This window comes from Vibrio sp. HM8-C (assembly GCF_058630515.1).
Map to the genome: position 1 here is coordinate 180,351 of NZ_JBMMKS010000005.1, position 24,838 is coordinate 205,188.

The 24,838-nt window shown below is 43.2% G+C and carries 24 protein-coding genes; 13 read left to right on the forward strand and 11 right to left on the reverse strand.

All coding sequences use genetic code 11. The annotated features are described in order from the left end of the window. Window positions 1–2: 2 nt before the first annotated feature. The 4 genes from ACOSVQ_RS08470 to ACOSVQ_RS08485 form a co-directional block, all read right to left on the reverse strand. Entirely contained in the window at window positions 3–1,037 is a 1,035-nt protein-coding gene (locus ACOSVQ_RS08470) for a TRAP transporter substrate-binding protein (protein ID WP_491982107.1), read from the reverse strand. A gap of 239 nt (window positions 1,038–1,276) precedes the next feature. Then, entirely contained in the window at window positions 1,277–2,227 is a 951-nt protein-coding gene (locus tag ACOSVQ_RS08475; RefSeq protein WP_491982108.1) for a Gfo/Idh/MocA family oxidoreductase, read from the reverse strand. A gap of 42 nt (window positions 2,228–2,269) precedes the next feature. Further along, a complete protein-coding gene (locus tag ACOSVQ_RS08480; protein WP_491982109.1) occupies window positions 2,270–2,764 on the reverse strand; it encodes a hypothetical protein in 495 nt (164 codons plus the stop codon). Between the two features lie 146 nt (window positions 2,765–2,910). Further along, window positions 2,911–4,188 (reverse strand): LysR family transcriptional regulator, encoded by a 1,278-nt coding sequence (locus ACOSVQ_RS08485; protein WP_491982181.1) that lies wholly within the window; start codon window positions 4,186–4,188, stop codon window positions 2,911–2,913. A gap of 97 nt (window positions 4,189–4,285) precedes the next feature. Here ACOSVQ_RS08485 and ACOSVQ_RS08490 point away from each other — a divergent pair, with 97 nt between their 5' ends. The 12 genes from ACOSVQ_RS08490 (at window position 4,286) to ACOSVQ_RS08545 (ending at window position 14,071) form a co-directional block, all read left to right on the forward strand. Beyond that, window positions 4,286–5,311: an amidohydrolase family protein gene (locus tag ACOSVQ_RS08490; protein WP_491982110.1), complete on the forward strand. Its 1,026-nt coding sequence runs from the start codon at window positions 4,286–4,288 to the stop codon at window positions 5,309–5,311. A 16-nt stretch (window positions 5,312–5,327) separates the two neighbouring features. Then, entirely contained in the window at window positions 5,328–6,002 is a 675-nt protein-coding gene (locus tag ACOSVQ_RS08495) for a 4-carboxy-4-hydroxy-2-oxoadipate aldolase/oxaloacetate decarboxylase (protein WP_491982111.1), read from the forward strand. Then, entirely contained in the window at window positions 5,995–7,080 is a 1,086-nt protein-coding gene (locus tag ACOSVQ_RS08500) for a 4-oxalomesaconate tautomerase (protein ID WP_491982112.1), read from the forward strand. Before ACOSVQ_RS08495 ends, ACOSVQ_RS08500 begins: the two co-directional genes overlap by 8 nt. Before the next feature lie 79 nt (window positions 7,081–7,159). Further along, a complete protein-coding gene (locus ACOSVQ_RS08505; RefSeq protein WP_491982113.1) occupies window positions 7,160–8,029 on the forward strand; it encodes an amidohydrolase family protein in 870 nt (289 codons plus the stop codon). A gap of 9 nt (window positions 8,030–8,038) precedes the next feature. After that, on the forward strand, window positions 8,039–8,392 hold the full coding sequence (locus ACOSVQ_RS08510; protein WP_491982114.1) for a protocatechuate 4,5-dioxygenase subunit alpha: 354 nt from the start codon (window positions 8,039–8,041) through the stop codon (window positions 8,390–8,392). Window positions 8,393–8,396: 4 nt separating this feature from the next. Next, window positions 8,397–9,230: a class III extradiol dioxygenase family protein gene (locus ACOSVQ_RS08515; protein WP_165313930.1), complete on the forward strand. Its 834-nt coding sequence runs from the start codon at window positions 8,397–8,399 to the stop codon at window positions 9,228–9,230. A gap of 8 nt (window positions 9,231–9,238) precedes the next feature. Next, window positions 9,239–9,988 carry a sulfite exporter TauE/SafE family protein gene (locus ACOSVQ_RS08520; RefSeq protein ID WP_491982115.1) on the forward strand — a complete coding sequence of 250 codons (750 nt, stop codon included), beginning with the start codon at window positions 9,239–9,241 and terminating at the stop codon, window positions 9,986–9,988. Between the two features lie 84 nt (window positions 9,989–10,072). Then, window positions 10,073–10,612 (forward strand): hydrolase, encoded by a 540-nt coding sequence (locus ACOSVQ_RS08525; protein WP_491982116.1) that lies wholly within the window; start codon window positions 10,073–10,075, stop codon window positions 10,610–10,612. Between the two features lie 121 nt (window positions 10,613–10,733). Next, entirely contained in the window at window positions 10,734–11,159 is a 426-nt protein-coding gene (locus ACOSVQ_RS08530) for a hypothetical protein (RefSeq protein WP_491982117.1), read from the forward strand. Window positions 11,160–11,326: 167 nt separating this feature from the next. Continuing rightward, a complete protein-coding gene (locus ACOSVQ_RS08535; RefSeq protein WP_491982118.1) occupies window positions 11,327–12,208 on the forward strand; it encodes a LysR substrate-binding domain-containing protein in 882 nt (293 codons plus the stop codon). Between the two features lie 132 nt (window positions 12,209–12,340). Then, window positions 12,341–13,438: an alkene reductase gene (locus ACOSVQ_RS08540; RefSeq protein ID WP_491982119.1), complete on the forward strand. Its 1,098-nt coding sequence runs from the start codon at window positions 12,341–12,343 to the stop codon at window positions 13,436–13,438. 195 nt (window positions 13,439–13,633) lie between these two features. Beyond that, on the forward strand, window positions 13,634–14,071 hold the full coding sequence (locus tag ACOSVQ_RS08545; protein WP_491982120.1) for a GNAT family N-acetyltransferase: 438 nt from the start codon (window positions 13,634–13,636) through the stop codon (window positions 14,069–14,071). Window positions 14,072–14,138: 67 nt separating this feature from the next. On the opposite strand, the gene ACOSVQ_RS08550 is transcribed toward ACOSVQ_RS08545, so the two are convergent. From ACOSVQ_RS08550 to mqo, 5 genes are all read right to left on the reverse strand, one after another. Then, complete coding sequence (locus tag ACOSVQ_RS08550; RefSeq protein ID WP_491982121.1) at window positions 14,139–15,317, reverse strand: dienelactone hydrolase family protein; 1,179 nt, start codon at window positions 15,315–15,317, stop codon at window positions 14,139–14,141. A gap of 177 nt (window positions 15,318–15,494) precedes the next feature. Then, on the reverse strand, window positions 15,495–18,557 hold the full coding sequence (amt, locus tag ACOSVQ_RS08555) for an ammonium transporter (protein WP_491982122.1): 3,063 nt from the start codon (window positions 18,555–18,557) through the stop codon (window positions 15,495–15,497). A 389-nt stretch (window positions 18,558–18,946) separates the two neighbouring features. After that, window positions 18,947–19,777, reverse strand: a complete 831-nt coding sequence (locus ACOSVQ_RS08560) for an alpha/beta hydrolase (protein ID WP_491982123.1) — start codon at window positions 19,775–19,777, stop codon at window positions 18,947–18,949. 42 nt (window positions 19,778–19,819) lie between these two features. Continuing rightward, a complete protein-coding gene (locus ACOSVQ_RS08565; RefSeq protein WP_491982124.1) occupies window positions 19,820–20,719 on the reverse strand; it encodes an alpha/beta hydrolase in 900 nt (299 codons plus the stop codon). Between the two features lie 244 nt (window positions 20,720–20,963). Then, window positions 20,964–22,568 (reverse strand): malate dehydrogenase (quinone), encoded by a 1,605-nt coding sequence (gene mqo, locus ACOSVQ_RS08570; protein WP_491982125.1) that lies wholly within the window; start codon window positions 22,566–22,568, stop codon window positions 20,964–20,966. Window positions 22,569–23,160: 592 nt separating this feature from the next. Here mqo and ACOSVQ_RS08575 point away from each other — a divergent pair. Further along, complete coding sequence (locus ACOSVQ_RS08575) at window positions 23,161–23,544, forward strand: VOC family protein (RefSeq protein WP_491982126.1); 384 nt, start codon at window positions 23,161–23,163, stop codon at window positions 23,542–23,544. Between the two features lie 62 nt (window positions 23,545–23,606). Here ACOSVQ_RS08575 and ACOSVQ_RS08580 read toward each other — a convergent pair whose 3' ends face one another. Beyond that, a complete protein-coding gene (locus ACOSVQ_RS08580) occupies window positions 23,607–24,101 on the reverse strand; it encodes a peptide-methionine (S)-S-oxide reductase (RefSeq protein ID WP_491982127.1) in 495 nt (164 codons plus the stop codon). Between the two features lie 11 nt (window positions 24,102–24,112). Next, window positions 24,113–24,733: a TorD/DmsD family molecular chaperone gene (locus ACOSVQ_RS08585; protein WP_491982128.1), complete on the reverse strand. Its 621-nt coding sequence runs from the start codon at window positions 24,731–24,733 to the stop codon at window positions 24,113–24,115. Between the last annotated feature and the right edge of the window lie 105 nt (window positions 24,734–24,838).

Sequence of the window (24,838 nt, forward strand, 5' to 3'; positions counted from 1 at the left end):
GTTTAAGCAGGGTTTGCACAGCTAGAGCTAGATAGCTCTAGAGCACGGTCGTAAACTTTTTGTGCAGGCAACCCTTTAGCTTCTAGATCGCGGATGTACTCTTGAGTCACTGAATCCAACATTGGTTTCCAGTCTGCTTTCATTTGCGCGTCACTGATTGTTACGATGTTGTCGCCCATTTTCTCAGCTTCCATACGACCTTTTTCATCAAGACGGTCGAAAGATTGCCCAGATTTGATTGACCATTCCATGCCAGAGTTTTTGTCGATAACCGCTTTAAGCTCTGAATCCAGACGGTTGTACACGTCTTTGTTCATCGTCACGATGAAAGATAGAGAGTAAAGACCACCGATGTCGGTGTGGTTGTCAGCAAGTTCGTTGAGTTTGAATACTGTTGCGCCTTCCCATGGAAGTGCTACACCATCGATCACGCCACGTTGCATTGATTGGTACGATTCAGGTGCAGGCATACCTACAGGTAGTGCTTTTGATTTCTCAAGTAAGCTTGCGACTACAGAAGTTGGACGGCGAATACGTAGGTTTGCTAGATCTTCAGGCTTTTCAACTTTTTTACCTTTAGTGTGCAGCATGCCTGGACCGTGAGTGAACAGGAATAGCGGCTTGGTATCTTTGTATTCAGACGAGATCAAACCTTCGTTATAAAGGGTTTGAATCACACAAGAACCTTGCGCAGCATTTTTCACAACACCTGGGAGTTCAACAACTTGAGTAAGTGGGAAACGGTTAGCTGTGTAACCTTGTACTGTCGCAGTTACGTCAATGATTTGGTGACTTACTGCATCGTATTGCGCTGGTGGCTTAGCAAGCATAGCGCTGGCGTAAATTTCCACATTGATGCGACCTTTAGAATCTTCTTTTACTTGGTTCGCCCAGTTTTCGAAGATGTCTTTTTGCGCAGCAGAAACCGCTGGCCAGAAGTGACCAAAACGAAGTGTTACGTCAGCAGCTGAAGCAGTACCAGCTGACAACATCGCACCCAGTGCGCAAGCGTAGGTTAGGGTAGTTATCTTATTCATGTTCGTATCCATACTTTGTTATTGGTGTATTTTTACAACCTAGACAGGCGTTATACCGGTTTTCGGTTGGCTGACTCTTTGTTTCTGTTTTTGGTTCAATCTCTTATTGGCTTAATCTCTTGTTGGATTAGCACTAAGAGCAAATTTGTTATTCATAGCCAGCGTGCCCTTAGATGAAGAAAGCTAGGGGGAGCTAGCTCAATCCTTATATGGATACGCTGGCGTATGAATTTTATTTATCAGTCGTTTTGTAATAGTTGTTCTAATTTATGTAGTGTTTCCATAGCGCCTAAGCACTGTGCGACTGAAGAATTTGGTTCGCGTCCCTCTTTAATTGCCGAGATGAACTCACGGTCAATAAGTTCAATACCGTTGTTTGATACATCCACACCTGACAGATCAATTTGTTTGTCGTAGCCGTCGTAAAGATCGTCGTAACGAGCGATATAAGTGCCTTCTTCACAGATGTAACGGAAGAAAGTGCCAAATGGACCATCGTTATTAAATGAAAGAGAAAGAGTACAAATCGCACCCGATGGCACTTTCATACCAATACTCATGTCCATCGCGATACCCAGTTCAGGGTGAACAGGGCCTTGCATTGCTTGTAAGCGACTCGACTCTTCACCGGTTTGGTATTGGAAAAGATCTACTGTGTGGCAAGCGTGATGCCATAGAAGATGGTCGGTCCAAGTTCTTGGCTCGCCTTTAGCGTTGGTATTGGTTCTGCGGAAAAAGTAGGTTTGTACATCCATTTGTTGAATGTGCAGTTCACCGGCTTTGATTTTGTTATGAATCCATTGATGGCTTGGGTTGAAACGACGTGTATGACCGGCCATTGCGACAAGCCCTGTGCGTTTTTGCGTTTCAACTAGGCGACGTGAATCTTCAACGTTGTCAGCCATAGGTATTTCAACCAAAACATGTTTACCTGCTTCTAAACACTCTATTGCTTGGCTTGCATGTAATTGTGTTGGTGTTGCAAGAATGACAGCATCAACAGTATTAAGTTGTAGAGCTTCTGTTAGGTTATGGCAGATCGCCGCATCAGGATATTGCTCACCTAACGCAGCCATTTTGTCGGCTTCTGTACCTACTAGAGCGCTGATTTTTACGTCATCAATCTGCTTTAGAGCATCAAGGTGTTTACTACCAAATGCGCCAGTTGCTCCGACTACACAAATATTCATAACGTTTCCTTGTATTTACTTGTTGAGTTAAACATTAAGTGGTTAATTCGATTGGTTTAAAACCATAGTGCTCGGGAAAAATTCAAGTGACTTGAATATATCCTTGAGCATAGAAATCTGCTGACTATCAATAGCAAGTGCATTGTCCTCTTGGCTTAGCACTCCTTCTATATAGATGCCTTTCACGTTTTCCACACCGCTCTTAAGCTGTTTTTTTTGCTCAGAAGGCGCTCTTAAATCCGCGACGATCTGCCCAGGTTTAATATGTTGTTCCAGTTCACTAACCCAAGGGTTCAAATCGGCATTACTGTCTGATACTAAAACCAGATGTGCGCTACTCACTGCATCCGATACTGAGAAACAACCTTGAACACCACAGACAATGAATCGCTCTAATTGTGCTTTACAAGTTTTTGACTCCAAAGCGGAAGGATCAAACGCTGTGATTACTCTGTCTGGTCTATTCAATCCAAGGTTGAGCATCGACTCTGCTGTATGGCCAAAACCGATGAAGGCTAGTCGTGAAATTTTTGGCATACATGTCCCTTATCAAGAGTAGGTTCTTATTCTGTAAATTCTCATTAACAAAACATTAGCAATTGGATTGAGGGAGGGAAAATAGGAAATTAGTAATGGCTATTCAAATTTTGAATAGCCAATATTGAATTGGCTATCTATTTTTCTTATAAGTCAGTAAGGGAAAGACCTATTTGTCTAATGGTTGAAATAAACGCTTCCTGCGGTGTTGTGCCTTGCCAGCTCTTACGTATGGTAATGCCGATTGCTCGTTTGTTCTGCTCTGTGTCGTAGTCAATAATATCAAACAGTTGGTCGCTTAATTCTCGGTGAACTTGGTGTTTAGGCAACATGGTAAGTTTGTCACTCCCCATGAGAATTTCTCGTACCAACATTTGCGAACTGGCTTCTATGATCTGAATTGGTAGTGCGTGGTCTTTACGCTGGAATATCTGTTCAAACATAGTTCTACCTGGGGTATTGGTTCTTGATATTACCCAGCCGTATTCACACAAATCATCGAGTGTAATTGGCGCCTTCTTCAGGCTTAGTGGATGATTTTTTCTCGCTAGGATCACGTTTGAAGTAAAGAACAATGTTTCTTGATGAACATCATAAGAAGGGACGGGAAAGCGCAACGCACCTACGATGATATCAACTTCTCCTCGACGTAAGTGGTCGAGTAAATCCTCGTAAATACCGTCGACCACACTGACGTTAAAGTCTGGATATTGCTCAGTAAATTGATTGATTGCTTGTGGAAGAATACAGGTTCGAGCAAGAGGCAAACTGCCAACAATGATACTGCCTGAGCTGATATTATTGTTAGCGTTGATGTCTGCAATGCCTTGATATATCTCATTAAATGCCAGCTTTACATCACGACTCAGGTTTTGTGCTGTTTTACTTGGACTGACGCCCAAACTGGTTTTTTCAAACAGAACCGTACCTAGATAATCTTCCAAATCTTTGCAAGCTCGGTAAAGAGATGACTGGGATATTCCTATATTGCGCCCAGCAGCTGAATAGTTTTGTGCTTCAGATACCGCAACTAAGGCTGTTAGCTGGGTGGTTGTAACAGCAAATAGGCTGGCTGTTTGCGTAGAAGCGGTTTTCTTATCAAGGTGATAACTGCGTTTGATGGCTTGGCTTAAGATGTCCAGTGCTCGTTCTACGCGAAAGCGAAATATATCACCTTCTTTGGTTAGGCTCATGCCGTCCGTCTTTCTTTCAAACAAAGCGGTTTTCAATTGTTTTTCGATTTTTGCCAGCGCTTGAGTTATGGCTGGCTGAGACAAAAAAATACTCTCCGACGCTTTATTAATGCTTCCATGTTTAACCACTGCAATAAAAGCAACGAGGTGTCTTAAGTTGGGTATTTTTTCCATGGCGTGCGCAATTATATATGGATTGGTTAAGGTGACTATATCAAAACTCAATAGCATTGTTTCAAAATGAAATGGCAAAAAGTTAACTCAGTGTAAATACTGTGAACCTACTCATTAAAGTTTGCATGGATCAGAAACAGGGAGCTAATAAAGTATGATCATTGACTGCCATGGACATTACACTACGACTCCGCCACAAGTGGGAGAGTATCGAGACAAGCAAAAAGCGGCATTAAAAAGCGACCCGACTCATAAAGGTGAAAAGGGCGTGATGCACATCAGTGATGATGAAATCCGCGAAAGTATCGATAGCAACCAGCTGCGTTTACAACGTGAGCGTGGCACCGATCTAACTATTTTCTCTCCACGCGCGAGCTGGATGGGGCACCACATTGGTAACGAGCACACAAGCCGTTACTGGACCGAACATCAGAATGAGTTGATTCGCCGTGTGTGTGACTTATACCCAAATAACTTTGCTCCTGTTGCTCAGTTACCTCAATCACCAGGTGTAACGCCAAGTAAGTCAATTCCAGAACTCGTTCGTTGTGTAGAAGAGATGGGTTTTATCGGTTGTAACTTGAACCCAGATACAACGGGTGGCTTTTGGAAAGATGCATCGCTTGCTGACCGTAGTTTCTATCCTTTATATGAGAAGTTGGTTGAACTTGACGTTCCAGCGATGATCCACGTAAGTGCGGCTTGTAATAACTGTTTCCACACCACAAGTTCACACTACCTAGGCGCAGACACTACCGCGTTCTCACAATTGCTGATGTCTGACGTATTCAAAGATTTCCCTGAACTAAAAATTATCATTCCTCACGGCGGCGGTGCAGTACCTTACCACTGGGGACGTTTCCGTGGTATCGCTCAGGACATGGGCTTGCCACCGTTAGAAGAATCTGTGTTGAACAATATTTACTTTGATACCTGTGTATACCATCAAAAAGGTATCGATTTGCTGCTTGATCTTCTACCAGTGAAAAACATTCTGTTCGCCTCTGAAATGATTGGCGCAGTGCGTGGTATAGACCCAGAAACAGGTCACTATTTTGATGACACTAAACGTTATATCGATGCAAACACCAAGTTGAGCCTTGATGAGAAAGAGCAAATATTCTCAGGCAACGCTCGCCGTGTATTTAGCCGTTTAGATTCCATCCTCAACAAAGCATAACGAAGGGATACATCCGATGAAAAACGAAGTTGTACAAAACGTTGAACGTGTAGACGAAGAAACCATTCGCGGTTTGGCTGAGTGTGGTGTTGCTACGGTTCATGAAGCTCAAGGTCGTAAAGGTCTTCTTGCTGATTACATGCGCCCAATTTATAGCGATGTATCAGTGGCTGGCTCTGCAATCACTATTTCTGGTGCTGCCGGTGACAACTGGATGATTCACGTTGCCATTGAACAGTGTAAACCGGGTGACATCCTTGTTTTCGCACCTACTTCTCCTTCGAATCATGGCTTCTTTGGTGACTTACTAGCGACTTCGGCTCAAGCACGCGGTGTAGTAGGTTTGATCATCGATGGTGGTGTGCGTGATGTAAGAGTTCTAAAAGGTATGAACTTCCCTGTGTGGTCAAAACATATCTTTGCTCAAGGCACAATCAAAGCCACATTGGGTTCTGTGAATGTGCCAATTGTCTGCGCTGATGAAGTAATCAATGCCGGTGATGTGATCGTTGCAGATGATGACGGCGTGTGTGTGGTTCGCCGTGAAGAAGCCGTTGAAGTGCTCAAAGCAGCGCGTGCTCGTGAAGCTTTTGAAGAGCAAAAACGCCTTCGTTTTGCCAACGGTGAACTGGGTCTTGATGTATACGACATGCGTGGCAGATTAGAAAAAGAAGGTCTGAAATATGTCTGATTATCCATTATCTGCACCTTGTTTGTGGATGCGAGGTGGCACATCTAAAGGTGGTTACTTCTTGGCGTCTGATTTGCCACGAGCAGAAAACGAACGTGATGAATTCTTGCTGCAAATCATGGGTTCGCCTGATGTAAAACAGATTGATGGGATGGGGGGGGCAAATCCCCTGACTTCAAAAGTCGCAGTTGTAAAACCATCCGAACGTGAAGGTGCAGATGTGGATTACCTGTTTCTACAGGTGTTTGTCGACCAAGCTATTGTTACCGACAAGCAAAACTGCGGAAACATACTTGCAGGCGTTGCGCCTTTCGCGATTGAAAAAGGCTTAGTGTCAGTTACAGGTGATGTTACCGATGTCACTGTCTACATGGAAAATACTGGGCAATACGCCGTTTGTCGTGTACCAACTCCAGATGGCAAAGTGAATTATCGTGGTGACGCTCGTATTGATGGCGTACCAGGTAGCGCGAGTCGAATCGAAATTGAATTTAAAGACACTGCCGGTTCTAGCTGTGGGGCATTACTCCCTACTGGAAACGCTGTCGATGAGATTAACGGTCTTAATGTCACTCTGATTGACAACGGTATGCCTGTGATTGTGATTGCTGCGGATGAATTTGGGTTACGCGGTAACGAAACGCCGCAACAACTTGAAGAAAACAAAGAGTTACGTTCGCAACTGGAAGCCTTGAGATTAAAAGCGGGGCCAATGATGAACCTTGGTGATGTGAGCGCTTTGTCTGTACCTAAGCTAAGTATTGTTAGTACAGCGACGCAGGGCGGAACAGTGAATACTCGCACCTTTATTCCTCACCGATGCCATGACGCAATTGGTGTATTGGGTGCAGTCAGCGTAGCGACGGCATGTTTACTTAAAGGTTCGCCTGCAGAACGCATCGCCAATCTGCAAACTGAATCTACGTTTTCTTCAGAAAACAAAATGACTTTAAGCATCGAACACCCGACTGGAGAGTTGAGTGTGGTGATGCAGTTAGATGAAACCAATAACGTGAAAAGCGCGGCGATACTTAGAACGGCGCGCAAATTGTTTGATGGTGTCGTGTTCGGGCATTAAGCCTGACTGTACTTATCGGTTAGCAAGTGCAGTAGACGCTATCAACATATAAAAATTATAAAACTGAAGGATTTAGAACATGGATAAAGATTACCTACCTTTTCATCCGCAGCCGAGTAAGCCAAAATTCTCGGTGCCTGCGGGTGCTGTTGACGCGCACTGCCATGTATTTGGTCCGGGCGAACAATTTCCGTATTCACCTAAACGAAAATACACACCGTGCGACGCATCAAAACACCAGTTGTTTGCACTGCGTGACCATCTAGGATTCAGCCGTAACGTGATTGTACAGGCGTCTTGTCATGGTACAGATAACGCAGCGCTGATTGATGCATTGGAATATGCAGGCGAAGTTGCTCGTGGTGTGGCGGTGGTCTCTCCTGATATTACTGAGCAAGAACTTCAAAAGATGCACGATGTGGGTGTTCGCGCGGTTCGTTTCAACTTCGTAAAACGCTTAGTTGACGCAACGCCAAAAGACGTTTTCTTAGGCATTGCTGAGAAAATTAAACCGTTTGGATGGCACATTGTGGTGTATTTCGAGGCGCAGGATTTTGATGACATCGCACCGTTCCTTGTCGAGTTGGATACACAAATTGTTATCGACCACATGGGGCGCCCTGATGTTGCTCTAGGTGTTGATCACCCTAACTTCCAGAAATTTGTAAAACTGCTTGCGGATAATCCACAGATTTGGACAAAAGTAAGTTGCCCAGAACGATTAACTCAAACGCCGCCGGATTACAGCGATGTGGTTCCTTTCGCCAAGTTGTTGGTCGAGAAATTCCCCAACCAAGTACTTTGGGGAACAGACTGGCCGCATCCGAACATGAAATCACATATGCCGGATGATGGGCATCTTGTGGATGTAATTCCACAGATTGCAACGACGCCAGCACTGCAACAAGCCTTGCTTATTGATAACCCAATGAAACTTTACTGGGAGTAGGAGGCAGTTATGGCTTACGTAAAAAACGAAGTACCGGTATTCGGAACCACATTCTTCGACGGCGCAATGGCTCGTAAAGGCTATGGTCTCAACAAAATGTGTTACACCTTTAACGAAGCCTCAGCTCGTGAAGAGTTTTTTAAAGATGAAATGGCGTATTGCGATCGTTTCGGACTAACAGAAGCGCAAAAGCAAGCGGTACACGATCGTGATGTACTAAAGCTAATTGAAGAAGGTGGCAACATCTACTACCTCGCGAAATTTGCAGGTTTGCTTGGCATGAACATGCAAGACATTGGTGCTCTACAAACTGGAATGAGTTTAGAAGCATTTAAACAAAAACTGGTTGATGCAGGGAGATAAGACCATGGCGCAAATACTTGGTGGTATCACCACTTCACACATACCCGCAATTGGTCGCGCAATTGATGAAGGGCTAGAACAAACCCCTTATTGGAAACCGTTTTTTGATGCTTACCCTCCGGTACGTCAGTGGCTAAATGAGAAGCAACCGGATGTTGCGATCATCTTTTACAACGACCACGGTTTAGAATTCTTCATCGATAAGAAGCCAACCTTCGCTATTGGTGTTGCAGAGCAGTACCACAACTCTGATGAAGGTTGGGGTATTAAACCTATTCCAACCATTCACGGTGAATCTGAAATGGCATGGCATATCTGCAATGAGTTGGTGGACAACGAATTCGATATCACTATCTGCCAAGAGATGAAGGTCGACCATGGTTTAACTGTACCTATGCAACTTATGTGGCCGGGTAATCATTATGATCATATGAAGATCATTCCTGTTTGTATCAACGTAGAGCAGCATCCAATGCCATCGCCGAAGCGATGTTACGATTTGGGTAAAGCGATTGGTGATGCAGTTCGTAGCTATGACAAAGACTTAAAAGTTGTAGTTTTAGGAACAGGTGGTTTGTCCCATCAGTTGGATGGAGAGCGTGCGGGTTTTATTAATAAAGAGTTTGACCTTTACTGCATGGACAAAATCGTAAATGAACCTGAAGCATTGACTAAGTTATCGATTCGCGACCTTGTAGAACAAGCGGGTTCACAAGGGCCTGAGCTCATTATGTGGTTAGGCATGCGCGGTGTGCTAAATCCAACCTTAGAGGTTAAACACAGTAACTACCATGTGCCAATCTCTAATACTGGTGCGGGCTTGCTATTGCTTGAGTAAAGGTCTGTGTGATTACCGTTTTGTTTAATGGAATGCCTGAAGGTGTGGTAACGCTTCTCACTGTTACCGCCTTCTTTACCTCAATGTTCACTGCGAGTTTTGGAGCGGGTGGCGGTGTAATGATGCTAGGAGTGATGGCTCAAGTTGTGCCACCGCAAATCATCATACCTTTGCATGGTTTTATCCAACTTGGTTCGAACAGCGGGCGAGCTATTATGAGTTGGAAACACATCGACTGGAAACTGATCTCCATGTTTGCGCCGGGTGTGGTACTTGGCGCAATAATTGGCTTCTTTGTTCTGGTCTCACTGCCACCGGAGGTGATGTATCTCTCCATCGCAGGGTTTATCTTGTTTCTATGCTGGGGGCCTAAAATTCCTTCGGTAGCTTTGGGCAAAACAGGCGTTTTGGTAGCAGGTTTAGTGACTTCGTTTGTCGGACTGTTTGTTGGCGCTTCTGGTCCATTAGTTGGTGCCTTTGTGAAGCAAGTGCATATTGCACGCTTAACAACAATTGCTACTTTCGCGATAGCGATGTCGTTGCAGCACGTTACCAAACTTATGGTCTTTGGTGTCGCAGGTTTTGAGTTTATGCCTTGGCTACCACTACTGATTCTAATGATCGTTTCAGGATCTTTAGGAACATGGGTGGGATTAAAATTTGTAAAACGTATGAGCGACGTATACTTCAACCGAGCGTTCAATATCGTTCTTACTTGCTTGGCGTTAAGACTGCTATGGCAGGCTTTATTTACATAATTGGCAGCGTAGCAAACCAACAAACACAACAGAGTCTTCTTCGGTTAAGCTCTAAGAAGGCTTAACTTTACGTAAGGAGAAGATGTGTTAAACAAGCAAGATACAGGACTTATTATTGTCGATGTACAGGGCAAGCTCGCCAGTTTGGTATCTGACAGTGAACGGATGATTTCAAACTGTACAAAGTTGCTCTCTGGAGCGCTTGCCCTTGAACTGCCAATAGTTTGGTTAGAGCAAAATCCTGAAAAACTGGGCAGAACGGTCGAAAAGCTCAATGACTTACTCGTCGGTCAAACTCCTATCTCCAAGTTCACATTTGATGCTTGCAGTGAGCCAAGCTTCATAGAACGCATTCAAGCTACAGATAAAAAATCATGGCTGATTTGTGGTATAGAAGCTCACATCTGTGTTTATCAAACGGCTATGAGCCTGAAAGAATTGGGACACGAAGTTCATCTGGTGGTGGATTGCATTTCTTCGCGTGAAGCGGCTAACAAAGCCCTCGCTATTGAAAAGATGTCTTCCGCTGGCATAAAGCGCACATCACTTGAGATGTGCCTTTATGAACTTGTTAAGGACTGCCGCGCACCAGAGTTCAAAACCATACTCGGTTTGGTGAAGTAGCTGACTACAACTCTCTGCAAAACGGATTAAAAATCTAACGCATTTTGTTACGGTATTTTTGTTCTATACACTTTGACCTTCACTTACTATCAAAGCGTTACTTATATCTTTGAGGTAAAAAATGAAGAAGTCGCTAATATCGTTAACGGTTATGTTCGCTTTAGTGGGTTGTGATGATGCCAGTAAAATGATTGATCAAGCACAAGCAGCAGCGAACAAAGCGGTGGATGGTTTGCAATCAAAAGCGGAATCGTTTGATCTTAATAGTTTGAATCTCGACGTATTAGGTGATGCTACGCAAAGAGCGATAGAGTTCACTCAATCCATTAATGATCTGATGAACACTGAGCTTGGTGACCAAGAAGCAATTTCAAAAGTGACGCAGCAGATCTCTAACTCTTATTACTGTTTGGTTGAAGCCTCATCAGAATCAACGGCAGAAAACCTGCTCGATAAGATTGTCTCTTCTGTAAAAAACGACCAGATGTTGGCGATAATCGAAAAAGGTGTAGGTAAAGCCTCCACAATCAAAGAGTGCGTTATCTAACGTTGCACAAATATCTAATTCTTCAAACCCAGCGTCGAGCAATATAAATAGAGGTTGGGTTTCGTTATCTTCACTCCTCTCACTGCATAAACTCCATTTTGTTTTGAACTTAAATTGGCTATTATCGCCAGACTAATTTTGTCAAATTTGCAATAAACGGATATTTAATGCTTACGCGCTCCGATGATTTAGAAATCCTAGTTAACGTGGTTGATAATGGCAGCTTTTCGCAGGCTGCCGATGCTATGGGGGTGCAAGTCGCTAAAGTATCCCGCGCTGTCAGTCGGGTAGAGAAGCAACTGGGTATTACGATACTCAATCGAACCACCAGACGTTTAGAGCTGACTGAAGAAGGAAAGCGCTTTGTTGACTCTGTTCGTTCAGGTTTGCAACACCTGCGACAAGCAGAAGAAGATCTTTCTCTTGGTCGCGAACTGCCAAGAGGGAAACTTCGGGTTGATGCCGCCAGTCCCTTCATGCTCAATCAGTTAGTGCCACTGATTAGAGAGTTTAGCGAAGCATATCCCGATATAGAATTAGAACTAACCTCAAATGAGGGCTATGTTGACTTGCTTGAAAAGCGCACTGATGTTGCGATCCGAATCGGTCGTTTGCCGGATTCTACGTTACATTCTAGTTTCTTAGGTAAAAGCAGCTTATTTGTTGTCGCCGCGCCAGAATACCTTGCAAGGAAAGGGATTCCCGTTACGCCAGAAGAACTTAAACAGCATGACATTATTGGTTTTACGACTCCAAGAAGTCTGAATGTTTGGCCAGTTGAAGGCGTTGACCATATCGAACCAACGATTGCCTGTAGCAGTGGTGAAACCGTGCGTCAGCTTGTACTTGCAGGTAATGGCATCAGTTGTTTATCTGGCTATATGGTAAAGCAGGATATCGCTGAAGGGCGCTTAATAGTGTTACTAGATTCCTATCGCAAAGAGTCGTCAGACCGAGAATTGATTAACGCGGTTTACTACAAATCGTCGCAAGTGGCTCGACGTATTTCGGCATTTATCGACTTTATCAAACCAAGATTTACGCTGTGATATAAAGGTTTACCCAGCTATTATTTTTGTAGAAATTGCAAAAATATTTTGTCCTTTCGTTGATTAATCACCACCAAGTTCATTGATAGAATCTGACCAACATAAAGCATTCACTTTCCAGTTGGGGATATTATGACTGACTCATTATTTCAACCACTTCAAGTAGGCCGTTTTCAGTTAGCAAACCGTATTGTTATGCCACCGATGACTCGCTCACGAGCAACTCAACCTAACGACGTAGCAAATGACCTTATGGCAACTTATTACGCCCAGCGTGCTGGAGCGGGTTTGATTATCGGTGAAGGTACACAAATCGCACCCAATGCGAAAGGGTATGCATGGACTCCGGGTATTTACAGCGATGAACAAATTGCAGGTTGGAAGAAAGTAACCGATGCAGTACATGCGAAAGGTGGTGTTATCTTCGCTCAGCTTTGGCATGTGGGTCGTGTTACGCACCCTGATAACATTAATGGTGAGCAGCCAATTTCTTCCTCTGCAATCAAAGCCGCTGGCGTAAAAGTGTTTATCGATAACGGCACTGATGCACCGGGTTTCGTTGATACCGCTATGCCGCGAGAAATGACACAAGACGATATCAATCTTGTGATTAAGCAGTTCCACCAAGCAGCGAAAAATGCGCTGTTGGCAGGTTTTGATGGCATTGAACTGCATGCTGCCAACGGCTATTTGGTGAACCAGTTTATTGATTCTGAATCGAACAGTCGTACAGATATGTACGGTGGTAGTTTGGAAAACCGCTTACGTTTTCTTGATGAAGTGGTTAAGACACTCTGTGATGCGATTGGTGCTGACCGTGTTGGTGTACGTTTGGCTCCGTTGACTACGCTCAATGGGACAGTCGATGCGAACCCAGTAGAGACGTATGTAGCTGCCGCGAAAGTGCTCAATAAACACGGTATTGCGTATTTACATATCGCAGAAGCGGATTGGGATGATGCACCTCTTATGCCGATGACGTTTAAACAGGCGTTACGTGAAGCTTTTACTGGCACACTGATTTATGCGGGCAAATACAACGTTGATAAGGCGATACAAGCTCTGAGTTCAGGTGTTGCGGACATGATAGGCTTTGGTCGCCCATTTGTATCCAATCCAGATCTGCCTGAGCGTATTAAAAACGGTCAGCAATGGGCTACGCACGATGCGAACACTTTGTTTGGTGGTGCAGAGAAAGGATTAACTGATTACCCAACGTTTACTGAATAAGCCAAAATATGTTGAATAAACCAAGGTCTGTTGAATAAACAGCGGTGTATTGGATAACGGCAATGCGAATAAAAATAGAACCTCTTTATTGAGGTTTTATTTTGCCTAAAATTTGTTGCTAGCCTTGTTCGTTATTGCTTTGGCCTATCTAAGCTGTCATGTTTGAAGCCTCTCATGACGAAACAAGGTACGTTAATGAATTTTGAAATTGCTACTGCAAACCGAGAAGACTCAAAACAGATTGCGCAGTTAACATCAGAACTGGGCTACTTTGCAAACGCGGATGAAACAGAAGATTGGTTAGCACAACTTACCGCGTCGCCAATGCATGGTGTGTTTATCGCAATCAAAGATAGCTGCGTTTGTGGATGGTTAGTGGTAGAGAAACGCTTGTTCCTTGAATCTGGATTAAAAGCAGAAATTACGGGTTTGGTGGTAGGGTATGATCATCGCCGGTTAGGAATCGCACAGGCTTTGGTAGAGAAGGCTCAAGAGTGGGCCGTAAATCAAGGACTAGAGAAGATCGTCGTAAGATCCAATATCGAAAGAAAAGAGTCCCACGTGTTTTATCCCAAGGTTGGCTTCGAAAAAAGTAAAACGACACACGTTTACGTAAAAGACTTAAGCCGTTAAACAAGAAAAGAGCTAAAGGGAATCTTTAGCTCTTTAAAATGGAATGTAAATCTAATGCAACAATAGGTTAAAGGCCGAACTGTTTATCCAGCCAATCGAACGATTCCTTTTGCATGTCTTCAGTGAAGGTATGTCCTTTATCTTCCCAGATTTTAGTTTGCAATTTGTCTTCAACATTGTTCGCTTTCCATACCGAATGCATGGTGCTAAATGCTGAGTTAACAGCATCTACTGGGAACAGTTTGTCTTGACCACCTGCGTATACCAGCATCGGTTTTGGCGCAGCCAGTGACGCAATATCAGGGTAATCTAAGTATCGAGCTATGTATGGGTGAAGCATTGAAAACGCGGATTGACCTTTAAGCTGGTTGTTACCTGGAACCATTAAACCTTTCATTGTACCCATCCAACAATCCACAATACTGGCTGTAATAGAGTCGGAGAGAGCTGCTAATTGCCAAGAGCGAAATGCACCCATAGAAAAGCCAATGGACGCAACGCGAGTTTTATCGACTTTTGCTTGGCTTGCGAGAAACTCTGAAGCACGAACATCTTCCAAAGCGATAATGCCAGCAAATGAAGTTCCTAAGTTAAATAGGTTCGATGCTAATGCTTGTTGCGAGTTGGTGGCGAATTCTGGTACAGAACGATCTCCCCAGCCCAATGCATCAATCGATAGTACAACGTAGCCACGTTTCGCGAGTTCATCCCCCGGATATTTACCAGAGAAGAATTTATCGGCCCAAGCTTGTGATGAAGCAAGACGAGCTTCGTCATTCCAAGTTTTAACAAACTTTTCCTTACCGATATCAAACTTACTGCCGTGATCGTGTAAGAAAAGTGCAGCAGGGAAAGGACCGTCACCTTTAGGCACTAACATTAACGCTAACACTCGACTTTCATCGCTGATATTGAATACTACTTTTTGTGCAACGTATGAACCACGGTCAACTTCATCAATAACCAAAGGATTAAATGGAGTGTTGTCTTGATACGGAAGAAGCAGTTCTCGTGCTTTTTCTAATCCTTGAGTGCGCCATTGTTCTGGAGTGAGTTGGTTCTTTTCCCAGCCCATAGAGAAAGGCATGCGCTCTTTCAGTTTTTCATAAAACAGTGGGAATGTCCGTTCAGCACTATCAAACGCTTGCGTCTGATAATCTGGACCGCTGGCAGCATCGGCATATGACAATTGTGGTGACAGAGCTAAAACAGAGGTTAGCAGAGTAGCAAAAATAGCGTGCTTCATAACCATCCTTATTATTAAAATGAAACAATGGTTTAAAATACACGCAGCACTATTTCTATATCGTTAGATTAATCACAAATGTGCATATTCTTAATGGGAGTCATTGAAAAGGGGAACTTTATCTCACTTTTACACGAGAAAACCCCTCTGCGTAGATCGGCAGAGGGGAGAGAAGGATCAAGCATTGATGAAGGCGTGGTGTAAGTTGCCTTCAAGTAAGGTTTCTACATCGCTTTGTCTCAGAGGTTTATGGAAGTAATAACCTTGGAAATATTGGCAGCCATTTTTGAGAAGGAAATCAAGCTGCTCTGCAGTTTCAACACCTTCTGCAATGGTCACAAGATCTAAGTTATGCGCAAGACTTATGATGGTTGAACAGATTTTTCCATCTTCCTGAATCGTATGGCATTCATCAATAAACGACTTATCAATTTTAAGGATGTTAATTGGTAGACGTTTAAGATAGTTCAACGACGAATAACCTGTACCGAAGTCGTCAATTGAAATGGATATGCCCAATTCTTTTAGCTGCGTCATTACTTCAATTGAGCGGTTAATATCGGTTACCAGTACACCTTCGGTAATCTCAATTTCAATCCAACGACCATCAATGCCGAACTTGGTTAATTGGCTGCGTAGTGTTGGAACGAACTCATCGCTCAGCAGGTGTTTGCCGGAAATGTTTATAGAGATTGGAACTAACTCTGAACCTTCGGCTTTGAGCTTGTGCAAAAAGTTTAGGACAGTCTGAATGACTCGTTCGCCCAGAGTAATGATCAAGCTTGATTCTTCTGCGATGCCTATGAATACAGGCGGAGATATAAATCCATCGGTTTCATGTTCCCAGCGGCTGAGTGCTTCCAGCCCGATGATGTGGCCTTTCTCGGTAACTTTTGGTTGGTAGACAAGATAGAAGCGTTCTGAATTGAGGTCTTCTTTTAGAGCCTGTTCATAATGGAAATCTTGGCGTGCGCGCAACGCCATTTGGTCATCAAAGAACTGGTAGTTATCACGCCCAAGTATTTTGGCTTGATACATAGCAATATCAGCTTGCTGAATGAGCTTGTCTGCTTCGATTTCGGCATTGTGTGTCATGCTGATGCCAATACTGGTCGGAATGTTCAGTGTTTGGCCTGCAAGTTCTATTGGCTGGCGCATGACATTGAGAATTTCGCTAGCTTTATTGTCAGCAATTGACAGGTTGATATCTCCGCGCATCAGGATAATAAATTCATCGCCACCCCAACGAGTGATAATGTCCGCCTGACGAGTAACGCTACTTAGCCTTCTTGCTACTTCGCACAGCAGCTCATCACCAGCTTTGTGGCCCATAGTGTCGTTAATACGTTTGAATTTATCCAAATCCAAGAAGAATACGATGATGGCTTGGTCAGAACCGCTTAAATTATTGAGATAGGTTTTCATCTTCTCAACGAGATAAGTTCGGTTGTAGAGACCAGTCAACGGGTCACTATAAGCAAGTTGTTTTAATTTGGCTTCTAACTTACGTTGACGTGTGACATCACGAATATTCAACACATATTCGCCTTTGGTTTGATCCAGTTGTTTCGAGTAGGTAATCGAAACCTCTGCGGGGAACTCATTGCCTCCCGTACGCTTCAACTTGAGATTGTTACGACGGTTCAGCAATAAGCCTTCTGGGAGCATAAAACCGTGCTCAAGACTGTCAGAAAAACGCGAGTGAGATTGCTCTGGAACAAAAGTTTGGATAAAACTCTGTCCTTTGGCTCGTGATGCTGAGCTGTCGAAAGTTCGTTCTGCCGAGGAGTTGAATTCTAAGATGTTTCCTTTCAAATCTAAGGTGACAATACTGTCCATCGAAGAATCCAAAATAGCACTTTTACGCAGTTCGCTAGTTTGGTAATTATCGATTGCTTCATCCCGGGCAGAGATTTCAGTCTGAACCCGTTTGATAACTTTATTGTACTGAGTAGCAACGAGACCAACTTCGGTAAACGGGTGCTCAGGAACGGGTGAGGAGAAGTCGCCTTTATCTTGCTGATGTTTCATAGAGGTGAGTAGGTCTAAAAGCTCTGTCGCGGCGTGATGCTCCGCCACGTTCATACCTTGCTCTTCATCTTCTTGAGTAACACGTAATGGGCTTATGTGGTTTATTACTTTCGCTGCGATATATCCGATAACCACACACCAAGCACTCATACACACTATGCCGAGTAGCTGAATTTCAATTTGTTCAGTACGGGTTAAACCTGTGCCTATTTTGTCGAGATCACCTATCAGGCCCACTGCAAGAACGCCCCAAATACCAGTGAACAGGTGAGCGGGAACGACACCCAGTGCGTCATCTAAACGTAGTGAGTTAATCCACTTTTCACCGAAGAACACAATGCAGCCAGAAACTAAACCAATCAGCGTAGCGCCAATGGTGTCAACCACATGGCAACCTGCCGTAATACCGACTAAGCCACCAATAATACCGTTGAGTATCAACGAAACATCAAAGTGGCGGTGGTAATAGTAATGAATGACAGAAGCCGTCACGCCACCCCAAGCAGCCGCAATACAGGTATTAAGAATAACCATGGGTACTTGAGCATTAAAAATTAAGGTACTGCCGCCATTAAAACCGAACCAGCCAAACCAAAGTAGCAGAGTTCCGAGAGCAGAAAGCGGGAGATTGCTACCTTGTGGAAGTGTCACTCCCTGATCAAACCGACCAATACGTGGTCCTATGATCATAATGATTACTAAAGAGAGCCAACCGCCAACACCATGTACTACCATTGAGCCTGCGAAATCGACAAAACCTATAGATTGTAACCAGCCTGGGTTCTCAGGGTTAAAGGCACCAGCCCAAGCCCAATGACCCGTCACTGGATAGATGAGGGAACTTAACACCGTTGCGATAAGTAAATAGCCTTTGAAAGACATTCGTTCAGCAACCGCACCAGACATAATAGTTGTTGCTGTACCGCAGAACATGACTTGAAAGAGAAAAAAGCTAGTATCCCAAGGATTTTCGACGTTATTGAAAACGGATGGAAAAGGATTGATGAAGCCGTAATAGCTTTCACCAAACATGAGCGAAAAGCCGAACAGCCAGAAAATAATGACTGAGATGATAAAGTCAGCAATATTTTTTGCTGCAACGTTAATACTGTTTTTACTGCGAATTCGGCCGCTTTCGAGACATAGAAAACCTGCTTGCATTACAAACACGAGTAATGCCGAAGTTAGCAGCCAAAAGTAGTTATCCATAACCACTATTCCATCTAATGCTAATCGTTCAATGGCATGAAGCTACATGCGTTTTGTGAGTATTCGATCGCGAGCAGCAACACTTCACATATTTATCAATAACATATAAAACAATGTACGTATTAGCAACACAAATATAATCAAAACAGAGATTTATTTACATTAAGAACAGTATCCTGAGTGAACAATTAGGTGGCAGAAAATTGTGTTGCGATGAGACATTTTAGAGAAATTAGATAGCATCAATACACGTTGAAACCTCTGAATCTTTGGGGCTTAGGAGTGTACGAATAAACCCGCAATAAATATTTATATTAGATGCAAGCAAGGTCTACATAGCTGCAAACTTTCGTGACAATGTAACGAAAATTACGAATCGTTTTTTAACGTTATGATTTATCGTCAATTACTTTATTTATCCATTGCTCAGCAAGCTTATACCATTGCGCATGTGTCCCTGAAGTTTCTCTTAGTGCGAAGCCATGTGGCGCGTCTGGATAGATATGAGCTTCAACGTCATTACCATTGATTTGTGCAGTCTTAATGAGATTCAAAACATGATCAACGGGTACCGCTTGGTCATGGAGAGCGTAAGCAACAAATAGAGGAACTGTGGGTATGCCATGGGGTTCTGCATCGATTCCGATTGGCCATGCGTTGTAGAAGTTCTGTTTCTCAACTGGTGGATAATCAGGTTTACCTGCTGGTGCTTTATACTTGTGATGATTGGCATTGATAGGGGCGTATGTAATTATCGCGCCAACTGCTCTCACTGGCTCTTTTTGACATGCCATAACACCAGCCATGTGACCGCCAGATGAAAGACCAACATGAATAAGTGGAAGACTGGAGCGCAGCTTAATCAATTCTAAGCAGGTAAGCCCATCTCGTAAGGCGATATCAAAGCTATTAATACTTCCATCTTTGTTGACTGCGCCCGGTAGTCGATGGGTAACTACATAAGCATCAATGCCTATATTGTTAAGCCAATGCGCGATTTCGACGCCTTCTTTGTCATGAACCAATTGCAGATAACCTCCACCACCAAACACTAAAGCTTGAACTTTAGCGGGATGTTTGGCTTTAAAGTAATGAAGTTCTAGTCTTGATATGTGCGCATAAAACCTATCCGGCCAATCGCCGAGAAGCTCATTGGGTTCACCGTCTGACAGCACAAAAGTTTCTTCGGGTAAGATAGGTTCGTTAACTGGAAAATGCATATCAAATCCTTTTATAGCTAGTATTGGTCTGAATAGGGCTTATTAGTGAAAATGGCGTTTGACCCAAATGTCGAACAGCTGTGGCCAGGCTTCAACAGGTAAACCTATGGTGTCTCGAATACCAAAGCCGTGACCACCATTTTCAAAAATGTGGATCTCAGTAGGGACTTGATGAGTTTTCAATGCTTGCCAAAAGACAATGCTGTTTTCCACTTTTACCGCTTTATCATCGCTGGCGTGGACGAGGAAACACGGTGGCGTGTTTGGCGAAACTCTGGTTTCTGTTGAGAAAGCCGTTAGAGCATGTTCATCAGGAGAATAACCCAGTAGTTGCAGTCGTGAGCCCGGGTGACCAATAGTCTCATCCATAGTAATAACTGGATACATCAAGGAGAAAAAGTCAGGGCGAGCACTGATCGATTCCAATTCGTCGACACTTTCATAGGTTTCCATTTCAAAGCAGGTCGCCAAACTCGAAGTAACGTGCCCACCAGCAGAAAAGCCAATCACGCCAAGGTGTTTTAAGCCCCAACTGTCGGACTGAGAACGTATGATTCTCATGGCTCTTTGAGCGTCAGCAAGGGATACGCGATTACCTTCTTTGTGCCCATCCGCAGGCATACGATATGTCATGACAAAAACGGTGTAGCCTTTTGAACTGAGCTTAATGGCGGTATCAACGCCTTCTTTATCAAATGCCACTCTTTTGTAGCTTCCGCCGGGAATTAGCAGTACGCCTATACCATTCGGTGTTGTTGACGGTACAACCATGATTTCAGGATGGGTGATTTTCGATATTTCACGCTCCATAGGCGCATCTGTAGAGTTGTTATAGGTGAATTGAGGTTTTATAGCAGGTGAAGCGGTAGCATGTGGCCAAATGGAAAGTACAGAATACTGTGGGAACCATTCCTTAACAGAACGAAACGTGTAAATTGACATTGCTACAGCCTTAATACCTAACATAACTGAAAGCGCAATCTTGCCATTTTAAAGATTGAGTAACCTTGGAAATTAAGCCAATTCGACTCGAAACCGATTCATTTTTCAATGTCGGATTTAAACTACTTCACAGAATATAAACGTAAAGGCGTTTGGAAAGATGAGGATAATAAAAAGGTTAAGGGCAATAAAAAAGCTAACGCATACGAGGAGTAGGGTTAGCTTTTTTCAATGTCGTTAGTGTTTAAGCGATCGTTGCAAACACTTGCTGCTGTTGGTCTTCAAGCTCTTCTTTTGCAGAACGGACTTCAACAAGGTCTTGGGACAGCTTCAGAACTTTACTGGTATTGAGCAAGATTTCTTGGTTCAACTCTGGATGCTCGTTAAGCGTTAGTCCATAAGAAGGAATCATTTGCTTGATTTTGTCTTGCCACTCTTCAGTTGCCATTTGTTCAGCAAAACAGCGTTGTAAAAGCTCAATCATAACTGCTGCTGATACTGATGCGCCCGGTGAAGCACCAAGTAATGCAGTTAGGCTGCCATCAGCTGAGTGCACGAGTTCTGAACCTAGATGGAGTTCACCACCTTTACCTGGAACTTTTTTAATAATTTGAACACGTTGACCTGCTTGCCACAGCGTCCAATCTTCAGATTTTGCGCTAGGGAAGAACTCTCTAAGCGCTTTCATACGATCTTCATTGCTTTGAAGCAGTTCACCAACCAGATACTTGATCAAATCGAAGCTCTTAAGGCCAACCTGCGTCATTGGAAGTAAGTTTGATGGTGTCACAGAACCGAATAGATCCAACAGTGATCCTTCTTTCAGGAACTTACTAGAGAAGCTTGCAAATGGGCCGAAAAGAACGACTTCTTTACCATCAATGAAACGAGTATCCATATGTGGAACTGACATTGGTGGAGCACCTACCGCAGCTTTACCGTACACTTTTGCTCGGTGCTGTTTAACAATCTCTGGGTTCTCAGTTACGAGGAATTGTCCACCAACAGGGAATCCGCCGTAGTTGCGTGATTCTGGGATGCCAGACTTCTGCAATAGTGTTAGCGATGCGCCGCCAGCACCGATAAATACGTACTTGGTGTGAACAGTGCGAGATGTGTTATTTACCAAGTCTTTAACAGTTACCTTCCAAGTACCATCAGACTGGCGATTCAGTGTTTTCACTTCATGCTTAGTGCTCAACGAAAAGTTTTCATTCTGGCTGAGTATGTCAATCATGTGGTGCGTTAAGGCACCGAAGTTTACATCTGTACCAAAACGAGAGCGCGTGGCAGCAATTGGTTGGTTTTCGTCACGATTTTCCATGATTAATGGAGCCCATGACTTAATTTGTTCTTTATCTTCAGAGTAGATCATGCCATCGAACAGTGGCGAACTACGAAGCACTTGAAAGCGTTTACGCAGGAAATCTACGTTGTTCTCGCCAGTCACAAAGCTCATGTGCGGCACACTATTGATAAAGGTGCTCGGATCTTTGATAAGGCCTTCCTGAACCAAGTAAGCCCAAAATTGACGAGAAAGTTGGAATTGTTCGTAGATATCTACCGCTTTACCCATCTTAACTTCACCATCTGAAGTTTGGGGAGTGTAGTTCGATTCTGCTAGGGAAGAATGACCAGTACCTGCATTATTCCATCCGTTGGAGCTTTCTTCAGCGACTTTATCTAGTCGCTCAAACATTTGAATAGACCAATTAGGTTCCAATTGTTGGATAAAGGTACCGAGCGTTGCGCTCATGATACCACCACCGATTAAAACCACATCGACCAGTTTGTCAGCAGCATTAGTACTAAGCTGGTTGAATCCTTTTTGACCAGTTACGTTACTCATTTTTGGGCCTAAATCTCTCTAAATCGCAAACATTACAAGTGCTTATCTATGATTAATTTTCTACAGCCACCGACACTTTTACGCTCAATATTTTATTTATGTTTTGTGTATGAGCATTGCCTGTAGAAAACCCCTGTTTATAGCTGTCAAAAGTAGTAAGTAAACAACCAAAACAGGATTGAATGTTACACAATTTTAAAGATATTTTTAACAACAATTTAATCTAAACTAGAAATATTTACTGTGAAATACAGTAATACTCAGGAAATTAGTATGGTCATTATGGTTACAAACTGTTCGGTGTGGCTTTTTTCTATGCAACATTTGTTATAAAAACAATCTAACAATGATGTAATAATCCAACGGTATGAAATGTTGTAATTGTGATGCAGTTTGTAATCTTGAAGGAACGATCTGATTTATCAAAGTAGCTGTTCCATGCCTATAAAAATGAGGCCATTAAGACTACTTTGTTCAATAGTTATTGATACTTGGTTGAGGATACTGAACTCAACAATTCGTTGCTGATGTGGTCAAGATGAGGTAACTATATGCATAGCAACTTCGCGTATTGAATCACTAAGGAAGGGCAATGTTTAGTCATATTATGGTTGGCTCCGACGATATTGAAAAATCTAAAGCGTTTTATGACGCAATCTTAAAAGTTTTAGGCTATCCGGAAGGTGTTATCGATAGTAAAGGGCGCTGCATGTACATCAATTCACATGGCGTTCTTGGTGTTACAAAGCCAATTAACGGCGAAACAGCCACACATGGCAATGGCATGACAATCGGTTTTAAAGTAGCAACTCCAGAGCTTGTGGATGCGTGGCACACCGCTGGAATCGAAAATGGTGGAACGACCTGTGAGGATCCTCCGGGTGTACGAGCAAGTGCTGAACGAAAACTTTATCTCGCATATTTGAGAGATCCTTTCGGCAACAAGCTTTGCGCTGCACACTATTTGCAGGTTTAGAGAATAATTCGTAAAACTTAAAGGCTCGTTATGGTGAAATAATGAGCCTTTTTTAATGTTACTTATTTGTCACTATGAGAAGTGCGGTACTTATGAAGTAAGTCCCAAGGGATATGACACAAATAATGGTCTTCTTGAATCCGAGATAGGCGATGCTGATGTTCTTCATCACTGGCTACGAAGTTTGTCAATGGTAGAACTTCTACTGCGATTCTATCAGCGTCGGTTCGAGAAGAAATGTAATCTTGAGCTTCAGTTAAATGAGCAGGCTCATTGCTATAAATTCCAGTACGGTACTTTAGGCCAACATCATGACCCTGTTGATTGAGGCTATATGGGGCAATGATCTCGAAGAGATGTTCAACAAGCTGTGTAACCGATATAACTGAATCATCAAATTCCACACGTACACATTCTGCGTAACCATCGTATTCTGTCTTTGTTGACTGAGTTGTGCCGTTAGCACGGCCTGCTACAGTGTCGATCACTCCAGGAACATACTTAATAAACTCCTGAACGCCCCAAAGGCAGCCACCCGCTAAGTAGATATGATTCATTTTCAAATGATTTAGGCATGAACTGGTTGAAAGTAATTGTTTTTAATAAGAACTTGAGCTGAATAGCTGGTGCACAGCAGCTCCAATAGTCGCTTCACTTTTTCCGCTAAGTCAGAATACACACTTTGAGGGGCTGCTTTCTTCAAGTTAAAGAAATAATAGCCTGACCAAGTCACAAGGTAGTCACCAAGCATCTCTTTTACATGCTGATCTTGCTGGTCTTCTATTAGCATCCCCAAGATGATTAGCATCAGGCCAATATGGTCTTCTGGGTCAGTCGCGTCTTCTCGTAAGCCAAGTCCACAATGTTCAATGAATTCGCAATATTTCTGATGGGATTGACCAAATTGAATTGACTCGCGGTCAAGGTACATAGATGACCAAGGTGGAGCAGGCATATCATCTTGAAGTGTGAATAAGCGATCGTGCTCATTTTGTAATGCTTTTTGATTGGTAAATTTGAAACTATTTAAAACCTGATTCACTTCTTTTATCGGAGTTTCAACTTCATCTTCCTCGAAGAACGTTCCAAAAGGAAATTGATTAAAATCTCTAGGAGGGTAATAGAAAAGTGCACCAAAAAGCTTACATACAATAGCTAATTCAGGTCGAGAGAGATTTTGTAGTTCCACAGCATTACCTTTTTCAAATTCCTTTTACTGTCAATTACCCTATTAGTTTTAAACAGTAATTAACTTTGGCGAATATAGCACTATTTGGCGTTTTATTGCGACACG